Consider the following 17,709-nt stretch of genomic DNA (forward strand, 5'->3'; position numbering starts at 1 on the left):
GTGGCCAGCATGGGACCGGGCGCCGGTTGCATCTGCGGGAGTCGGGCACCAGCAGCGTCGAGTAGCCGCCGTCGGCAATGCGGCGCACGCTCGCCACGTCGGCAGGTCAGTTCTGAGCGGGCAACGAACCCGAATCCCACATGACGTGTTCTGCCCTGTGGCCAACGCCTGGCGCGGGAGTTTTGGAGGCGCCAGTACTTCAATCCTGGCGCGGTGGAAACACCCAGACAACCGCGGCGAGGAGCACAGAAGCTGTGCCGGCAAGAATCAATGCTGTGGTGCCCGTGCGGTCGCCGCCGTCCAGTGCGAGCAGTACTGGGACGACGGCCGCGCCGACGGGTGCACCAGCGAGGTTGATCGCGCTCGAAACGGTGACGACGCGACCGTAGGACGAGGGATCGGTGAACCGTTGCCGTGCCGAGAGAAACGCGACATCGAAGATGCCGCCGGCCGCGCCGACCATGAGCATGCCCAGACATGCTGTCGTCGGGTTACCTGCGAGTGCGAACAGCGCGAGTCCCACACCAGTGGCGGCTACGCTCGCGCCGATCGCCCGATACTCTCGTCCCTCGAGGTCGCGATGCCCGGCGACGAGGCCGGTCACGATGCCGCCCACTCCGGCGGTAGCGAAAAAGAATCCGACCCAGAGCGCGCCGTTGTCGTAGTCGCGTACCGCCGCGATCGGCACGACAAGTTCGTAGACGCCATTGGTGATGTTGAACAGGGCGACGACGACGGTGAGGTTGCGCAGCGCCCGATTGCCGATCAACGTTGCGAGGCCGAGCCGTGTGTCCGCCAGCAGCGACCGTGTCACCGGCGGCGCCTCCAGAACGGGCGCGTCCCGAACGATCACTACTCCGAGGCCGTAAACAACTGCGGCGACGACCAGTGCGGAACGCCCGCCCGCCGCGGCCACGACGGCACCGCTCAGGAGTGGTCCGGTCAGGGTCGCGGCGACGTAGGTCGCACTGTCCACGGCATTTGCGCGCGTCCACAGGTCTTCCGGCAGGACCTTGACAACGAGCGACCGCCCGCCGGCAACCGAGAGTGGACTTGTGCAGGAACCGGCGGCGACGGCCGTCAAAAGAACCCAGGGCGACAGCTGGCCGATCGCATCGAGGAGCACCAGCAACGCCAGCACCGCGGTGGCGGTCGCCAGGTCCGCCCGGATCAGCCGCCGGGGCGCCATGCGGTCCAACAGGGCGCCGACGAGCGGGCTCACCACCACGGCCGGGACCAGGCGGCACACCATGACCGATGCGGCGAGGCCGGGGGCATGAAATCGCTCCAGCACGAACAGCAACAACGCTGTCTGTGTGCTGAATTCGCCGAGCCGACCGCACACCGTCGTCGCGCTCAGAGCGAGAAAACCCTTGTGCCGCAGTAGCATCGCGTACGAAGGAACTCGATTCTCGCCCTGGGCCGCGCGTTCGACCTGTGTCATGCAGGCAAGGCGTCGGCGGTGATGTTACCGCCCAGCAGCTCCCGCAATCCGCTGAACGCGGCGATCAGGTGGTCGACCTCCGCATCGGTATTGGCGGCGGTCAACGTCAGGCGCAAGACGTCTTGTCCTCGGGCGACCATGGGATATGGGCAAGTGGTCACGAGGATCCCCGCGTCGAACAAGTGGTTCGCCGCCGTGGCCAACATATCGGGATCACCGATCTCGACCGACAGGATAGGGAATCCGGTGCGGTTATCAATCCGATAGCCAAGTTCGCGAATGCCGCGCGCGGCGTGATCGGTCAGCTTCCAGAGCCGCTCGCGCAGGACGTCTCCGCGGGAGTCGTTGATATCCAACCCGGACCACAGAGTCGCAAGTGACGCCGTCGGCGATGGGCCGGACAGATCGTAGGGTGTGGCAAAGGTTTTGATGAACGTCTGCATCTTCTTCGAGCAGGCGACGAACGCGGCTAGTGAGGAATACGCCTTCGAGCACCCGCCGACGTATAGGACGTTGTCGTAGTCGAGACCGAGGTGGCGCACGATGCCGTTACCGCGTTGTCCGAATGGTGTTGCTGTGCTGGGGTTTTCGCCTACCACGCCGAATCCGTGCGCATCGTCGACGTACACGACCGCGTGATATTCCGCGGCCAGCCGGAGCAGCTCGTGCAGATCCGCATGATCGCCGGTCATGCTGTACACACCGTCGACCAGGATCACCTTGCGAGGGTTGGCCCGGTGCTGATCGAGCAGGGTCGCGAGTCGGTCGAGATCCCCCTGCACGAAGCTGGCCAGTGTCGCGCCGTTGTCCCTGGCTATCTTCGCCGCCTCGTACATAGTTTCATGCCCGGACTTGTCCAACAACAGCACGCCGTTCTTGCCGACGAGCGCTGGAATGACGCCGATCGAAATGAGTGTCACTGTCGGCAGAATCAGCGCGGCTTCGGTGCCCACCAGTTTCGCGAGCCGCTCCTCCAGTTCGACATACAGCTCGGGGCTGGCGACGAGGCGGCACCAGCTCGGATGCACTCCCCACCGATCGATCGACTCCGCCACGGTCGCTGTCATCTCCGGATCCAGGTCCAGGCCGAGATAGTTGCAAGAGGCGAAATCGGTCACCCAGTGGTCGGGTGTGACGCGGATTTGGCGTCCGCGTACCTCGAGGGCGGTGACATCGTATTGCCGCACTCTGGAGAACATTCCACCGATCAGCGTGCGCCGATTCTCGCGGCTGTTCTCTTCGATGATCCGATCCATTATCTCACTCATGTAATCCACCAATCAGATTCGATATTCACCGAGCCGGTCGTTGTCCGGCATATCGGAAATAGGTGCGCGTCCAGGCGAGGTCGAATCCCAATCCGACCTTCGTCTGCCGGGCCGTAGTGTTCGGGCTGGTGGTCGCAAACGCGACTTTCGCACCGGCATCGCGAGCAACCTGCAATCGTGTCCGGTTCAACAGCGAGTTCAGGCCCAGGCGCCGGGCGCCGGGCACGGTCCCGCTTTCGGCGAGGAAGGCCATGTTCTGGCAGAGCCCGACTGCCGCTGTCGCGGCCGGCTTCCCGTCCAGAAGCGCTAGCAGCAGTACCCATTCGACGTCGCCCAAGCGCCGTCGTCGCAGGTTGCGATGAATATCGGCCGCGATCGAGTCCGGCAGCGTGTTGGCCTCCTGGTCGACCTGCACGAAATCGTCCAGTTCGGGGCGTTCCGAGTTGACTCGAAGGACCTCGACGCGCTTCGAGTCGACTTTCAGCACCGCTTCGTGCCCGAGATCGTCGCGCAAATCGTAGCGATACCAGAACTCGCGCTCGTCGGGCACCGGAACATATCCGCGGGCGTGGAGCATCGAAACGAGAGCTTCCGGCGACGCCGGGTCGACGTACACCGCGGGCGCGAAGTTCGGCTCGTAAAACTTCGCGACGAAATCCAGGATCTCATCGTCGGCGCGGATGATCGCCTGTGCACAGTTGTAGAAGCCGTCATCGGCGTTGCGCATAAAAGTGCACTGGAAGTGATCGGATTCGTATAACTCGTCGTAGTACAGACACCACCAGACACGATTGTTGAGCCGGATGGCCGTGTGGATATCCCGCTTGTCAACCATTTCGCACAATATCGGTCAGGGTGGTGCGGTCAGCTTTGCCGGAGGAGGTCATCGGCATGACGTCCAGCCGGCGCAGGGTGAGTGGCACCATGTGCTGCGGCAATTTATCCGCAAGGTGTTCTCGGAGCGCCTCTGCTGGGACCGGATTCCACGGTGAAGTGTAGAACGCGTGTAATTGGACGGATGGTTGCGAATCGTCGGACGCGACGGCGACGACGGTGAACATCTCCACCCCGGTGTATGACGCGGCGGTCGCTTCTACCTCGCCCAATTCGACTCGGAAACCATTCACCTTGACCATGTGATCACGTCGTCCGCGATAATGCAGAATTCCGTCCGCGTCGCGAACTGCCAGATCGCCGGTCCGCCAGAACCACGCCGGTGCGGTGTGAAAAGGGCTGCGAACGAGATGTTTCGCGGTTTGCTCCGGCATGCCCAGATAGCCGACGGTCACCGGGGCGCCGCGGCACCAGAGCTCGCCGATTTCTCCTGGGGCGCACAGTTCCCCCGTGTCGTCGACCAGGACGATCTCGACATCGTCCACCTCCCGCCCCAGCGGAATTGCGTCGTACGCTGCGACATCTTGGTCATCCACTCTGTGGCAGGTGATGATGTTCGTTTCGGTCGGCCCGTAGATGTTGGCGATACGCGCCTGCGGGCAGCCTCGCCGCAATGCTTGCAGCGCCGCGATCGGGAAGGGCTCGCCGGCATACATCAACTGACGCAGGTGTGTCGGGCGCTTACCGAGACCGCCGCGCTGCAGTAGAGCGATGAATGTCGACGGTGTCGTGTAAAGCACCGTCGCCTGTTGTTCGGTGAGCAGGTCTACGTAGGCGCGGTGACGTTCGTCGCCGTGGCGCGGTCGCGTCCAGTCGTAGGTGATGAGAGTCCCGCCCGCGGCGAGGGTGTTGAACACGTCGAAGACCGATAGGTCGAAATGCCATGGCGCGCGCGACATCACGACATCCGACGAAGTCAGCTGAAACTCGCGCTGCATCCATTCGACGAATGCGCAGGCGGATCTGTGGGTGTGCATGATTCCTTTTGGGACACCTGTGGACCCCGACGTGTAGAGCACATATACCGGATCCTCGCTGAGTATGTTGCGATTGCTGGGCGGTTCGGTCGAGGCGGCGAGCACCTTCTCCTGCGCGGTGGCACCGGATACCTCACCCTGTGCACACAGAACCACCTCCCGCAATGCCGGATACCCGAGCAATTCGGGACGATCCCGCAGCATGGCTGGATGCGCGATCAGTACCTCGATCGAAGCCTGTTCCAGGACGCTGCGCAGCCGGCTCGACGGCGACCGGTCGTCCAGCGGAACATAGGCGAATCCAGCCCGCAACAGCCCGAGAATCGCCGCCACGGAGTCCGGCCCGACCGGGGCCAGAACCGCGATGTACGGACGTTTCCTGCGGCCGTCGCCCACGAGTTCGGTCAGATAGTTGGCCCACCGCACAGACAGCGCGTCCAGTTGAGCGTAGGTCAATCCAATGCCGGATTCATGCCGTAGCGCCACAACGTTCGGGATGGATTCGGCCTTACCTCGGAGCACATCATGCAGCAGCCTGTACACAGGCTCTCGATTCGTATTGTCGATCAAGCTATTTCAGCCCTGTCTCGGACGAGATATATGTATAGATTCACGAAATTCCCCCGCGCCACGCCGTAGTGAGCGAATCTGGGCAGTGGCGCGGCGACGGTTCTGCGAGCGGCAGTCGGCGCCAGCGAGCCTCGCATTTCAGCGAGCACGCTATCGTAGCGTTTCCGCAGAGCGATTGCGTGCGGCGTATCGCTCCAGGCTGATATCACCACGACGTCACCGACTCGGCAGACCGATTTCAAATCATCCGGCGCCGTGGGTAGATAGGAATAGAGATTGAAAGGGAAGATCCACAATATTGCACCAGCTGGAAGGTTCGACCGATCGAGCTGGCCGAATTTCCTCGACAGCAACAAAGCGGCATTGGATAGTTCGGCCTGCGTGGATGCCACGCGTAACGGCCGCAGTCGCGGGTCGATACAAACGTAATCCCCTCCCAAACGCATGGCCAACTTCCGGTATGTCTGAGTGGCATCCCCGATGCCGGCGACCGTTCCGCGGAAACCGATCGCATTGGCTAATTCGGTGATCAACCGGGATTCTTCCGACAGCAGCGGAGCTACTACATCCACTGCGGGCTGCTCCATCATATCCTGAAAGAAGTCGGAATCGAGTACCTCAGATTCTACGGCGACCGGCACCAGCCCGTGTCGATACCTTCTCGATTCTATCGTTTCTATGGTTTTGCCCCTATCTTTGTGCAGACATAAAGCAGCCCAAGAGATGAGGTCCAGTGACAGCACAAGCCATCCACGCTGGACCGTGGAATATCAGATGGGTTGTCGCGATGCTTCTTTGCCCGGTAATGGGCATTTAGCCCTAGGTCGGGTAGGACCGCCGAATTGCGGCGATAACGCTGGGTGCTGTACCGATGGATAGCGGCACATGGCAAGACCTTTATCAACGTTCCGTATCCCGCATCCTCGCCACGAAAACACGGCGGCACGGCGTAGTTGAAGTCGTCGAAGGCCCTGCCCATCCGGCCGGCCACCACGAACAGCTGTGCGGGGTCCACCTCGAACCCGTATGCCGACCATCCCCCATTACCGCTGTCGTTTCCCGGAGCCAGCACCATTTGTCCACCGTGCTACATCGGATCGGAAACAACATCCGTCACTACACCTAATTTCCGGCCTTCCGTATCCGGGGTCATTGAGCCATTCCGGATAGCGGCGTGCCGTGGTTGGCAGGTGGTGCGGCCATGCTCGACGTGGAGCAGCACCGGTGCTGCGCGACACGATCCTGCCAAGTTGGGGGTCGCCTGGTGGAACCACTGGGGCACCACGGTTTTCGCCCCAAGGACGTGTACGCGCGATTCACCGGGACTGCACCGATTCCGGTGTGGTCGGGTGCCTGTGATGCCCTTCCGGAGCGGAGCGCCTTCTTCGGTGCTTTGGCGGATATCTGAGTGCGCACGTTCAGCGATGCTGGTCGCCGGATGAACCTTGAGCGAGGGGGACGATGGGCAGGGTGGAAACTGCATGCACTGTGCAGAACTTTCTCCATATGTCACTACCTGTCCCAGGCCAGCTCGAGACTGCCGTGCACAACGCCGCGATGCGGATGGCGGATACCGGAGGCTCCCTGCACGGCGAAGTCCTGCAGGCGTCGGCCGCATCGGGTTTCGGCAGCTCCCTGATCTTGCTGCTGGACCTGGCCAACGGGATCTCGTCGACGCAGTTGGCGAGCGAACACACACCGCCAGCGAAGGTGCCCGACAAGATCCCGGTTCGCAGTTGTTCACAGGTGTCCCGCAGATCCAGAGGTCCGCCGATCCGGAGAATTCATGTCCGCCAGCCTGGAGCGACCTGTCCGCCCAGCCGGATTATTACGTGTTCGCGAGCAGTACCTCGCCCTCTGCGGCATCTACGGCGGATCCACCCGCCGCCCTGCCTTAGTGGCAGCGGCAAACTCTGATCGATACATGAAAAGGACTGCACCATGAGCGTCGGATCTTTCCGAGCCGGCCGATGCCTAGACTCCGAGCGCACGAGAACCGTTCTTATTCAAGAGAAATGATGAGGTTTGGGATGAGAACATCGAGGGCCATTGCAGGGTTTGTGGCAAGCGTCGCAACACTGATCGGCGGTGGCGTCATTGTCGGCGGTGGCACTGCCTCGGCCGCCTCGTACAACGGAGCGTGCGGGTCAGGCTATACGGTCATCGACCACCGCGACCTCACGGGCGGTACCACATTCCTCACATACAAGGATGGGTGGAATTGTGTTGTGACAGTGAGGGATCAGCCGGGGCAAGCGATTCCGATGCTGGCGGGTGTGGGGACCAGCTAATTGAAGGAGGACCGCGGAAATTACACGACCTACGCAGGGCCGATCTATGTGTATGCGCCCCAAACCTGCATCCAATGGGAAGGTCAGCTGCTTCCTCCCCCGCTAACGGGAGGGAACTGGTTTATCACCGGAGGACACTGCGGCTGATACGTCCCCGATCGCCGGAGCTATACGGCACCGCAGACGCTGACATCAGGGTGACGATTCCCGGTCGGCGTAACGCGGCGTTGGTTACTGGCGCCGCCGGGTGATGATCTGCGCAACTGCTATCGGCTGATAGCCATGGAGCAGGTGTAGGGCGGGTCCGTCGGCCCGACCTGCATCACTCCCCGCGAATCCGCAGGGGCCCAACGTGGATCGTGCGCTGGGTTCCACACGCTTGGCGCGTCTATCTCGGTGGAGGAGTGGAATGACCAGGTTGGAGGCCACGACGGCCAAAGCGGCCCGTTCGCGGCGACTGTGATCCCGTGCAATGCGGCGGCTTCCTCGGTACGCCATCGCAACACGTCGCACATGATCAGCACGGCGCGCTGTCTGGGTGAAAGTGCTGCAGGGCAACGATGAACGCCATGCGCACGAAATCGCGATGGGTCAGGCCCCGGCTCGGCCCGAACTATGAGCGCTCGGCTTCTCGCATATCTGGACGCCCCTACCATTTCGGATCGGACTGTGTCGTTGCCGGTTGCTTGGCTAGGTTCCGCAGCATGGCGGATGTCTCACCCGTCCGGTCTTCCTAGTCTCGGTGACGCCGGTAGATGAGAAAGGAGGCCTCGGCTGCTTGCGAGATCTCGCACCCGGGCGGTGCCAGGGCAATTTCGGCGACCGCGGAGGGGTTGACTTGAGTTGAGTTCCAGGCAAGCTCCTGTTTGCTTGCGGTACAACCGAATTCGATCGAGGCGAATGTCGGCCGAGCTCGCATCGGTCCTTCGAACAGTGAAGCGTATTGACGCTGGCGTCGGTCGAACCCCGAAATTGCCGTCGTGGCTTTGAATGCGGGTGTTCAATGGATTTTCCCAGGACTGTGGCGATCACCTTCTGGCGCAGCATATTTCGCGCCCGACGAGCATCTTGGCCAACTGCTGGGTGTGTGCGCTCGCGTCACCGGTGGGTGGTGCGGCATGCCACCCGATGGAGGCCAGTCGGGAATCCGATTTCTAATCGAGGAGTTCTATGCACAACACCATCCCTGGTCGCGGTCTGTCCCCTCGTGGCCTGCTCTATCGGCGAGTCATGGCGGCAGTTCTCGACATTCTCACCTCCGCGGCAGCGATCAGTGGCTGTACGACTACGTCGACGCCGACGGGCCAGTCGTCGACAACGGCATCGACTGTGGTCACCGCACCCTCTTCGCCGGCTGCCGGCACCCCATCTCTGTCGGGCAATGGCGCCGGTCCCTCCCAGTCGGGTAGTGGCGAAGGATCTTCCCTGTCAGGAAGCGGCGACCCGAACACACCCTCGGCGGCGCCCACGTCGCCGGAATCGCCTGCCCCGCAACCCACTACATCGGTATCGACGCAGCCCAACTCGAGCTCGTACCCACCGTCAGGGACGCCCTTCGGCGGCGAAGGCCTTGGTGCACAGCAGATCACCGACTTGCAGAAAGCCGTCGACGGCGGCCACCAGCCCTGGCGGCTGGACCGCATTCAAGTCGCAAAGACTTTCGTGCAGAGCCGATTCGGCTGGACCAACGTCCGAACTAGCGGCGACGCCCCCACGATCGTCTTCGTCACCAATAGCGACGGCGGCAAGGTCGGCTTGAACCTCAGCCAGCCGGCGACCCAAGGCGCCCACGGAATCTGGGTCGTGCAGAGTGGGATGTGGAGCCGCGAGGGTTGAGGATCGAAGTGAGAGCCGCCGGGAATCGAACCCGCGCTCTCAGCTGGCCTCGGCGAATCCTGGGGCATCGCGGCAGTGACCAGTGTGATCGTTTTGCGGCGCGGACCGGGCTGGACATTCCGGCTCGGATCCGGCCGGCCAACTCGGTGCCGAAGGGGAAGGTGGTCAGTCCCAGGCCCCTGGCGCATGCGCAGGACAGGTGTGCACGGCTGGTGGGATCGAACGCCGCGACCAGCGATCGCAAGCGCGGCTGTTCACTCTTGCTCGTAGAGTGGAATAGGTTGTCGCCGTATAGGTTCCCGCTCCGAGAATCGCTGAAGGAGCTCGACTTCGACCATCAACGGTAATTGAAACACGACACAATCGCCGAGCAGTGGTCACCGGAGACGTTACAAATGCAGATGCAGGCACCTTTGCGACCATGGCCCGGCGACGGCATCCATCGTCCAGTCCTTCCGCCATCCGAATGGCATCACATGGACTTCAACGTCCGGATCCAACGTGTGGACTCTCACCCGCAAACTCTGCAGTAGCGCGGCGGATACCTCCGGATCGGCCGGGGCGGCGGACAAGCCCGCGAAGCCATTGATAACAACGCTTTTGACGCCCGTTTGCCGAATTGTCCTGCGGATCGCCTTTGCCGCCGGCCTGAGTCGTGCGGCTGAATCACCCGAATCCACGCCCACCAACAGGAATAAGCAGTTGTCGTAGTCCTGTACCGCATCAATCTCTTCAGAGCTCAAGTCGATTGCATATGGCGTAGGCGAAACAGTCCGGTAGCTGAACATCCGACACTGCAGCGAGAAGATTACCACCCGGTCATCTCCGATACGGGGCGGGCCAACCGATCTTGGCCTGCGCGCCAGCGCGGTATGGCTCTACAGAATGTCCACCCTGACGATGGTCCAACGCTCCCACAACGAGCGGGCATCGAGCAGTCGATCAGTGCTCTAGCGGTCACAGGAGGCAGTCTCACTGATCGCCTAACCCGAGACATCCGCCAACACACGACCTTGTTCGTGCCAGCGTTCGACCCAGCGGGCCCATTGCGGTGCCCCGCCGGTTGGCGGGCCGCGTGTCGGCTGTGCGTTGCTGCGGCGGATCGCAGAAACCCAGCTCAGCGGCGGCCGCCGGGCCGAAATATGTTGTGGAGGTGGACTTTACGCGTCTCATGAATTTTGACGAGTCATGGCCACCGCCACCTGAACTCGTGACTGAAGGTCGAGTTTTGCAAGAATGCTGGACACATGCGATTGCACAGTGCGTGGTGACAAGAACATGGTGGTCGCGATATCGGAGTTGGAGCATCCCTGTGCTACCAGGTCGGCGACTTTGCGTTCGGTCGGTGTGAGCGCCGCCCAGCCGGACTTGGGGCGATTGCGAGGTCCTCGCCGTCCTCGACGAATCCCGTACTCCCGTAGGCGCGCTTCGACTCGTGCGATGTCCCACTGCGCACCTAATCCGGTATACCTCTCGACGGCGTCGCCGAGGGCGGCCCTCGCCTCGTCGAGGTGGCCGGACATCGCAAGCAGCGCGGCCAAGTTTTCGTGTGCCTGCCCCTCGTACCACGGTCGACCCGCTTCTCGGAACGATCGCGCGGCCTCGCGCAGCAGGGCGGGGCGGTTCTCTGCCAGCCCGCGGCACAGTGCCGCAGTGCCGTGGCGGCTGTGTGTCGAGTAACGCGATTCCAGTTCCTCCGCTGCCGACGCGACCTTATCGGCGACATCACTGCGTCCGGTGATTGCTGCCAGCCGTGCCATATCGGGGTACAGGTGATAGATCGTGGCCGCGTTCGGCCCCGCTGCGGCTGCGGCGCAGGCGTCGACCATCGTCTTCAGCGCAAGGTCCGGTCGGCGCGCTTCGTGGGCCAGGGCGTCGACCCAGGAGTGCACATGCCGATAGCTACGACTGCCTGCACGACGGTTCGGAGCAGGCGGCAACGCGGTAATTGTCAAGGTGCCGCGGTGAACGGCGATCAGGGCGACGAAATATTCCACTGCGGGCAGCTGGCCGAACACGTCCGGTGCGTCTCGGCAGGACCGCAGATCGGTCATGGCATCGTCCCACCGGCCCTGCAGGAAGTGCAGGCGCGCCAGCTCCAGCAGCGTGGCGGGCAGGTGCAGACCGTTGTTGTGTTCGCTGTACCGCACCGCCTGGCCGAGTGTCTTCTCCGCGGCAGGCAGCCGGTCGAGTTCGGTTAGGCACTGACCGGTCAGTGCGTATGGGGCGAGCAAAGACAGGGGCGCGCGTCCGCCGTCGTCGGCGTCGTGTCCCTGCGTCAGCTTGTGCCCGAGTTCTTGTGCCTCGCCGAGAAAACCCTGGTTGAACCGCAACGCGCCGAGTGCAGCGTATCCCAGCTCCGATGTCACGGGATCCGCGGAGGCTTCACCGATCGAAACGGCCTGTGCCGCAGCTTCTTCGGCGGCATCGAATCGCTCGAGGAGAACGTAGGACAGCGCACAGAATCCGCGATACCGACCCTGCTGTTGTGGCGTGAGATCAGTCCGGGTGAGTGCGGATTCCGCGACAGCGAGCGCATCGGACACCCGCCCTTGCACGAAGCAGGCGTGGGCCAGGAGCCACAGCAGCGAGTCGTGGGTCTGGTCTGGCCGACCGGCTACGGCAGCGGCGTCTTCGGCCAGCGCCCGTCGCGCCGCCGCTTCGGCTTGTGCTGCCTCGCCGTTACACAGCAGAGCACGCACGTGGTGCACCTGTAATGCGTTACCACGCTCGGCATCGAGCCCAGCAGTGGCTTTCGCTCTCGTCAGGAGAATGACCGCAAGCTGCGGGGCCCGCGTCATCAGAGTATCGGCGACGTCGATCAGCCACTCCAAGCAGTTGGTGTCCAGGGGCGCATCGTTGGTCCGCAGATAGGCCGCGATGCGCTCGACGGGCGCCTCCATCGACATCAGTATCCGTGCAGCCCGCCGCCGCAGTGTCGAGCGTGTGGACGTGGGAAGTTGCTCGGCGAGCACCTGACGAATCAGTTCATGCCGGAACACCAGCTCGGCTCCCACACGGACCAGAAGGCCGGCCTCGAAGGCTTCGCTGATCACCGTCCACACATCGATGAGTGCGGCGTCGAGCACCGTGGCCAATTCGATCGCTTCCACGCCGGGGCCCAATGCCGCTGCCATCGGCAGGATCTGACGTGCGGGCGAGGGCAGGAAGTCCAGTCTCCGCGCGATCGCATCGGTCAGTGATCGGGGCAGCGGTAGAGTGCCCGACCCGCCGACCGTGAAATCCCCTGATTCCGCTGTGATTTCGCCGAGCTCGATCAACTCGGCTCGCATCAACCCCGCCAACAGTTCGATCACGTACAGCGGGTTGCCGCCGGCACCGGACACAAGGGCGGACAAGTGGGGCCCGGCGGGCGAGCCGAGTGCGATCTCGACCAATGCGGCCACTTCTGGCTCACTCATCGGGCCCAGTCGCAGGTGTTCGGCACCCCACGACGCGTATTGTGCGAGCAACGCCGACATCTCGCTTTCTCGCGGCAGGGGCCGGACGGCGACCACGATCACCAGCGGGATGCGTTGGACGGCTTCGCCCAACCGCCGCAGCGTGAACAGACTCGACGAGTCGGCCCACTGCGCGTCGTCCAGGATCACGACCGCGGGCCCTGCCGCACGACAGTAGGCTTCGGTCGCGGCGAGAAAACACTCGCTGGTAGCCAGTTCCCGGCTGAACTCGCCCTTGTCGGTGGACGGGGCGGGGTACTCCAGTGGAATCGGCTTTCCGGAACTCGATGCGACCGTCCCGGTTGTTGGACGTATGGACCTCATTGCCGCGAACGGAACGCGTTGTTCGAGTTCTCGTGTTCGGCCCCGCAGGACCTTCACGTCCTGTGCCGCGGCCAGTTGTGCGAGTGCGGCCAGGAGTGATGTTTTCCCGATGCCTGGCTCGCCTTCGACGATGGCGATCGCCCCCCGCCCCGCGCCGACGCCTCGGACCAGCGCGGTGATCCGATCGTATTCGGCTGTGCGTCCGACCAGTTGTCCGACGAGTCGTGGGGGTCGCGAGGACTCGGCCGAGTCACTGAAGCCGCGATGCTGCGGCACGTCGACCGAGGACCTGATGGTGGGTGGTCTGTCTACCATTTCTCCGGCCTGGGCATTCACGTTGGACAGCGTTCTTCGTGTGGGACAAGGCCATCGGTTGCACGTCGCCGGGCGCCGCCACGATCGGCGGCCGATTGAGGTACCGCGGTCAGGCGAATGTCATCGCGCAGGGGCCGCTCGACGGCGTGGGCGGTGACGTTGCCGACACTGACGGTCTCCGCCGATTTCCTTCTCGGACCAGGGAATTCGTGAACGGCAATACCATTGGGCAGCCCCGGAGATGGAAGCGTCGCGCTCGAGGGAAGAACAGTCCGATCGGTCTGTGTCCTGCCTGGGATCGGCGGCAGGGTATCGACTCTGCGACTTTGTTCCGCAAGGCCGTAGATCGTTGTTGGGTCTGCGGCGATCCAGGGTTTCCTGATTTGCTAGTTGATCAGATTGTTGTCATTGTTCGCGCGATAGCCAAGTTGACCGTCAACAGTGGCGTCAGGCTGTGCGAGCGGCGACAGATGCATAGGCTCAACGGTTTCGGCTACTACGACATCACTCGCTTGCCGAGAGCGTCACGAGCTTCTCGGTCGGCATCAATCCGACGGCAGGCCCGCCTCGGCGGCGACCTTGGCGCGTGTGCGCGAGTTGCGCACGACCCGAAGGCTACCCACCTCCAAGGCGACGAAGACCACGATGTACTGCAGGCCGCTGACAAGCGGTACCTGGTCGACGGGCAGGGTGTAGGCGAGCACGACCCGCACCACCGCGTCCAGGATCAGACCGACACCCCAGATCGTGGAGGCCCACGCCATAGCCCGCCGGAAAGTTCTCGAACGCTCCCAGCAGATTTCGACGCGTTCACGCATCGCTCCTGTGGTCAGTGTGCGCACCATCTGGAAATAGAACGGGGTCCGCAGCAACGTCGCGCACATCCACAGGCCGACGATCGCGGTGAGCCAGCCGTCCTTGGCGAGAACGAATCTGGGGCTGCCGGTAATGAACGAGGCTGCGAGGCTGAGCCCAATGATGCTCATCGTGAACAGCGCCAGCGCATCGACGCGACGCTGAGTAGCGACCGTCCATGAGGCATGGACGGTCGGTGGGATCACACCGAGGGTGACCGCGAGCCATTGATCAACCCCCGCCGCGCGCAGCCCGTAGTACAGGGCGATGGGCGCAATGACATTGATTCCGATATTGATGATTGCGGTGCGCCGAGGATCGGGTGATGTGACGTCACGGTTCGGCACCGTCGGTACGGATGAATTCATCGGATGTCCTACACACTCGGCGGAATTCGTTTCCTGACCGAAGCTACGGACGGCATCGCATGCCGGATATCCGGCTGGCACTCCATCCAGGTAGGGATAGCCCCACCTTGCTCCGGGACCGAGGGCCCCTGCACAGGGCACTGATGTGGGTCACACTCGAGGAGACCGCGGGCGGTGCGCCCCGATCAGGCCAGACGAAAGCGTCGTCGACAGCGGCCGACGAACTCGGCTGGCACAAACGAGGAGGTCGGAATGCGACAGGCGCGTGCGGGTATTCGGGCCCTCTGCTGTGGTCTGGCTCGGTTCGCGCTTGGTCCCCTCGAAGTACTCGCAGCCGCGACCCAGCTCCTGGCGATCGCCCTGGCTTGCATCGGTTTGATCTTTTTCTTTCCGCCCGTTGTGGAGCGCACTCGCGTGGTGACCAGTCTGGCGCGCCGGTTGTCGGGCACCTGGTCGCGGGTGCCCGTCGCCGATCCCTACCGCGCGGCACCGCGAATAGCGGTGCGCGGTGCGGACACCCGTTTCCACGCCTCGGACGGCACGGTATACCCGACGGCGCGAACGGCGGCATTCGCGCTGCGTTCCCGTTGGATTTGGACGGATCCGGCGACCTGGCGGGACCTCGTGTGGGCGCTGACGGATCCGATCGTTGGCGGTGCGCTGGCGATCGCTCCGTCCGCGCTGATCGGATCAGGGGCTGCCATGCTCGTGCTGCAACCGGCGGTCGTGGCGGGTACACCGATCGTCGCGTTGGTGGCGGGCTTGCTGTGCGTGGTCGCAGGTGTGCTTCTCGCACCGAGAATGCTCATGCTGCATGGAAAATGGACTCGGCTGCTGCTTGGACCGGCCTCAGCGGCGGCGATCACGCGGGCAGTCGTGTGGCGTCGCCGGTTCGGAGTCGGGCTGTTGTCCAGCATCCGATGTCTGGTCCTCGGTGCGCTGTCGCTGCTGGCTCCGCTGCTGTTGCTGGCCTGTCTGCTGGCGGTAGTGCTCACCGGACCGGTGGTCGCCATGTGGGTGGTGGCATGGGGGCGATGGCTGCCCAATATGTTCCGGCAGTGGGGATTCAGTTGGTTCAGTCGCGACCTACCGCGGCCTTATGCCTGCGATCCGCGACGACCGAGGATCGCAGGCGACGGGGCGGTTCCGCCCGCAACTGGCTGGGCTGGTCTCGTCGCGCGTGCGCGCAACATGTGGTTCGATCCCGCGACCTGGCGGGATCTGCTATGGCTGGCTTGCCAGCCGCTGGCCGGGCTGCCGATGTTTATGCCAGTGGCATCGATTGGTTACGGCCTGTGGGGTCTGACACTGCCGGTGCTGCAGGCTCCGCTGGGCACGACGCTGTCGCCCTGGTACGGAGAGCTCTTCGGGTCGGTATGGGCGGCAATTATTGTCGGCCCGATCCTGATTGCAGCCGGTTTCGTGCTGGCTCCGCCGCTGCTGCGGCTGCACGGCCGTTGGTTGGGACTGCTCCTGGTTCCCACAGCTCACGCCCGCCTACGGTCGGAGCGGGAACAGCTGGCGGTTCGGGTCGAGCAGCTCACCGAAACTCGTACGGCCGCAACCGACACACTCACCGCGGAACTGCGTCGCATCGAACGGGATCTGCACGACGGTGCGCAGGCTCGCATGGTCGCGGTCGGCATGACTCTGAGCACGGTGGAAGTCCTGATCGACCGCGATCCCGTCGCCGCGAAAGCCCTGGTGGCACAGGCGCGCGACACCTCCGCGGCGGCGCTGGCCGAGCTGCGGGGATTGGTCCGCGGTATCCATCCACCGGTGCTGGCCGAGCGAGGTCTTGTCGATGCGATCCGCGCGCTCGCCCTCGACAGCCCGATACCGGTTCAGGTCGACGCCACCCTCGACACGCCGGTGGACGCCCCGGTGGAATCCGCCCTCTACTTCGCCATCGCCGAAGCGCTGACCAATGCTGTTCGCTACTCCTGTGCCGACCAGATTCTGATCGGCCTGCACGAAGCCTGTGACCTGCTCCGAGTCACCGTCCATGACAATGGAGCAGGGGGCGCCGACCCGACGCGTGGCAGCGGACTGCGTGGCATCGAGCGTCGCCTCGCCAGTTTCGACGGTCGCGCGATTCTCACCAGTCCGCCTGGCGGCCCGACCGTCGTAATATTCGAAGTACCACATAGACACCGGACCGCGGAGCGCTAGTGCGAATCGTCCTCGCCGAGGATCTCTTCCTGCTCAGAGACGGCATGACCCACCTGCTCGAGGCGCACGGATTCGAGGTGGTCGCCGCCGTGGCAACGGGTCCGGAATTGCAGAAAGCCCTGCGGGATATCACGTTCGAGGTGGCGATCGTGGATGTTCGTCTTCCACCGACCTGCACCGACGAGGGGCTACAGGCTGCCCTGCAGGCCCGCCGAGAACGCCCCGGCCTCCCGATTCTGGTCCTGTCCCAACATGTCGAACAGCTCTATGCCCGTGAGCTTCTCGCGGACGGCACCGGCGCGGTCGGCTACCTGCTCAAGGATCGAGTCTTCAACGCCGACCAGTTCATCGACGCGATCCGCCGCGTCGCGTCCGGCGGCACCGCCATGGACCCCGAGGTGATCGCCAAACTTGTGGCCACTACCACCACCCGCGATCACCCCCTGGCCACCCTCTCGCCCCGAGAGCGAGAAGTCCTCGCCCTCATGGCCGAAGGCTGCTCCAACACCGCGATCTCCGGCCGCCTCTTCATCAGCGAGGGTGCGATCGGTAAACACACCGCCAATATCTTCACCAAACTCGGCCTCGCCCAATCTGATGACACCAACCGCCGAGTCCTTGCCGTCCTCACCTACCTCAACCACTGAGACGGGAATATCGTGTGTGCCATCCAACGGCCCCAATCGCGTACTTGAATTGGAACAGCCACCTGCCGCTCGCATTAGCCGCCATACCCGCTGCGTGAGATCACATGCCCGGCTACGCACAGCGCAGCGTGCACCCGGATTGCCACGCAGCCAATCGTGGGTCGCTTCGATTACCCGGAAAAGCACCGCATCCTCGGACTCACGATCGCTGGGACCATGCCTGCGCGAGGCCTAGTAGCCCGAACGCGATACCTACGCTCCACTTCTCGCATATCTGGACGCACCCA

The 17,709-nt window shown here is 63.5% G+C and carries 11 protein-coding genes; 2 read left to right on the plus strand and 9 right to left on the minus strand.

Going from position 1 to position 17,709, the window contains the following annotated elements; all coding sequences use genetic code 11:
* Positions 1-199 precede the first annotated feature (199 nt).
* The 9 genes from ABZ293_RS22150 to ABZ293_RS22190 all read right to left on the minus strand — a co-directional run bounded on the left by ABZ293_RS22150 (position 200) and on the right by ABZ293_RS22190 (position 14,603).
* Positions 200-1,444: an MFS transporter gene (locus tag ABZ293_RS22150; protein ID WP_355183350.1), complete on the minus strand. Its 1,245-nt coding sequence runs from the start codon at positions 1,442-1,444 to the stop codon at positions 200-202.
* A complete protein-coding gene (locus ABZ293_RS22155) occupies positions 1,441-2,712 on the minus strand; it encodes a pyridoxal phosphate-dependent aminotransferase family protein (protein WP_355183352.1) in 1,272 nt (423 codons plus the stop codon). Before ABZ293_RS22155 ends, ABZ293_RS22150 begins: the two co-directional genes overlap by 4 nt.
* 25 nt (positions 2,713-2,737) lie before the next feature.
* Positions 2,738-3,547, minus strand: coding sequence for a hypothetical protein (locus ABZ293_RS22160; RefSeq protein WP_355183354.1), 810 nt, complete (start codon positions 3,545-3,547; stop codon positions 2,738-2,740).
* Positions 3,540-5,126, minus strand: coding sequence for an amino acid adenylation domain-containing protein (locus tag ABZ293_RS22165; RefSeq protein WP_355183356.1), 1,587 nt, complete (start codon positions 5,124-5,126; stop codon positions 3,540-3,542). Before ABZ293_RS22165 ends, ABZ293_RS22160 begins: the two co-directional genes overlap by 8 nt.
* A 23-nt stretch (positions 5,127-5,149) precedes the next feature.
* Positions 5,150-5,896 carry a hypothetical protein gene (locus ABZ293_RS22170; RefSeq protein WP_355183358.1) on the minus strand — a complete coding sequence of 249 codons (747 nt, stop codon included), beginning with the start codon at positions 5,894-5,896 and terminating at the stop codon, positions 5,150-5,152.
* A 1,814-nt stretch (positions 5,897-7,710) separates the two neighbouring features.
* The gene (locus ABZ293_RS22175; protein WP_355183360.1) at positions 7,711-8,100 is read right to left on the minus strand and encodes a sigma factor-like helix-turn-helix DNA-binding protein; all 390 of its coding nucleotides are present in this window, start codon (positions 8,098-8,100) and stop codon (positions 7,711-7,713) included.
* A 1,569-nt stretch (positions 8,101-9,669) separates the two neighbouring features.
* Positions 9,670-10,095: a threonyl-tRNA synthetase editing domain-containing protein gene (locus ABZ293_RS22180; protein WP_355183362.1), complete on the minus strand. Its 426-nt coding sequence runs from the start codon at positions 10,093-10,095 to the stop codon at positions 9,670-9,672.
* Between the two features lie 354 nt (positions 10,096-10,449).
* Positions 10,450-13,380 carry an AAA family ATPase gene (locus ABZ293_RS22185; protein WP_355183364.1) on the minus strand — a complete coding sequence of 977 codons (2,931 nt, stop codon included), beginning with the start codon at positions 13,378-13,380 and terminating at the stop codon, positions 10,450-10,452.
* 545 nt (positions 13,381-13,925) lie between these two features.
* Positions 13,926-14,603: a VC0807 family protein gene (locus tag ABZ293_RS22190; RefSeq protein WP_355183366.1), complete on the minus strand. Its 678-nt coding sequence runs from the start codon at positions 14,601-14,603 to the stop codon at positions 13,926-13,928.
* A 414-nt stretch (positions 14,604-15,017) separates the two neighbouring features.
* On the opposite strand from ABZ293_RS22190, the gene ABZ293_RS22195 reads away from it, so the two are divergent.
* Positions 15,018-16,775: a histidine kinase gene (locus ABZ293_RS22195; RefSeq protein ID WP_355183368.1), complete on the plus strand. Its 1,758-nt coding sequence runs from the start codon at positions 15,018-15,020 to the stop codon at positions 16,773-16,775.
* A complete protein-coding gene (locus ABZ293_RS22200) occupies positions 16,775-17,422 on the plus strand; it encodes a response regulator transcription factor (protein ID WP_355183370.1) in 648 nt (215 codons plus the stop codon). The genes ABZ293_RS22195 and ABZ293_RS22200 overlap by 1 nt, the downstream gene beginning before the upstream one ends.
* Positions 17,423-17,709: the final 287 nt, after the last annotated feature.

It is taken from the genome of Nocardia sp. NPDC005998 (genome assembly GCF_040614395.1).
GTDB lineage: Bacteria > Actinomycetota > Actinomycetes > Mycobacteriales > Mycobacteriaceae > Nocardia.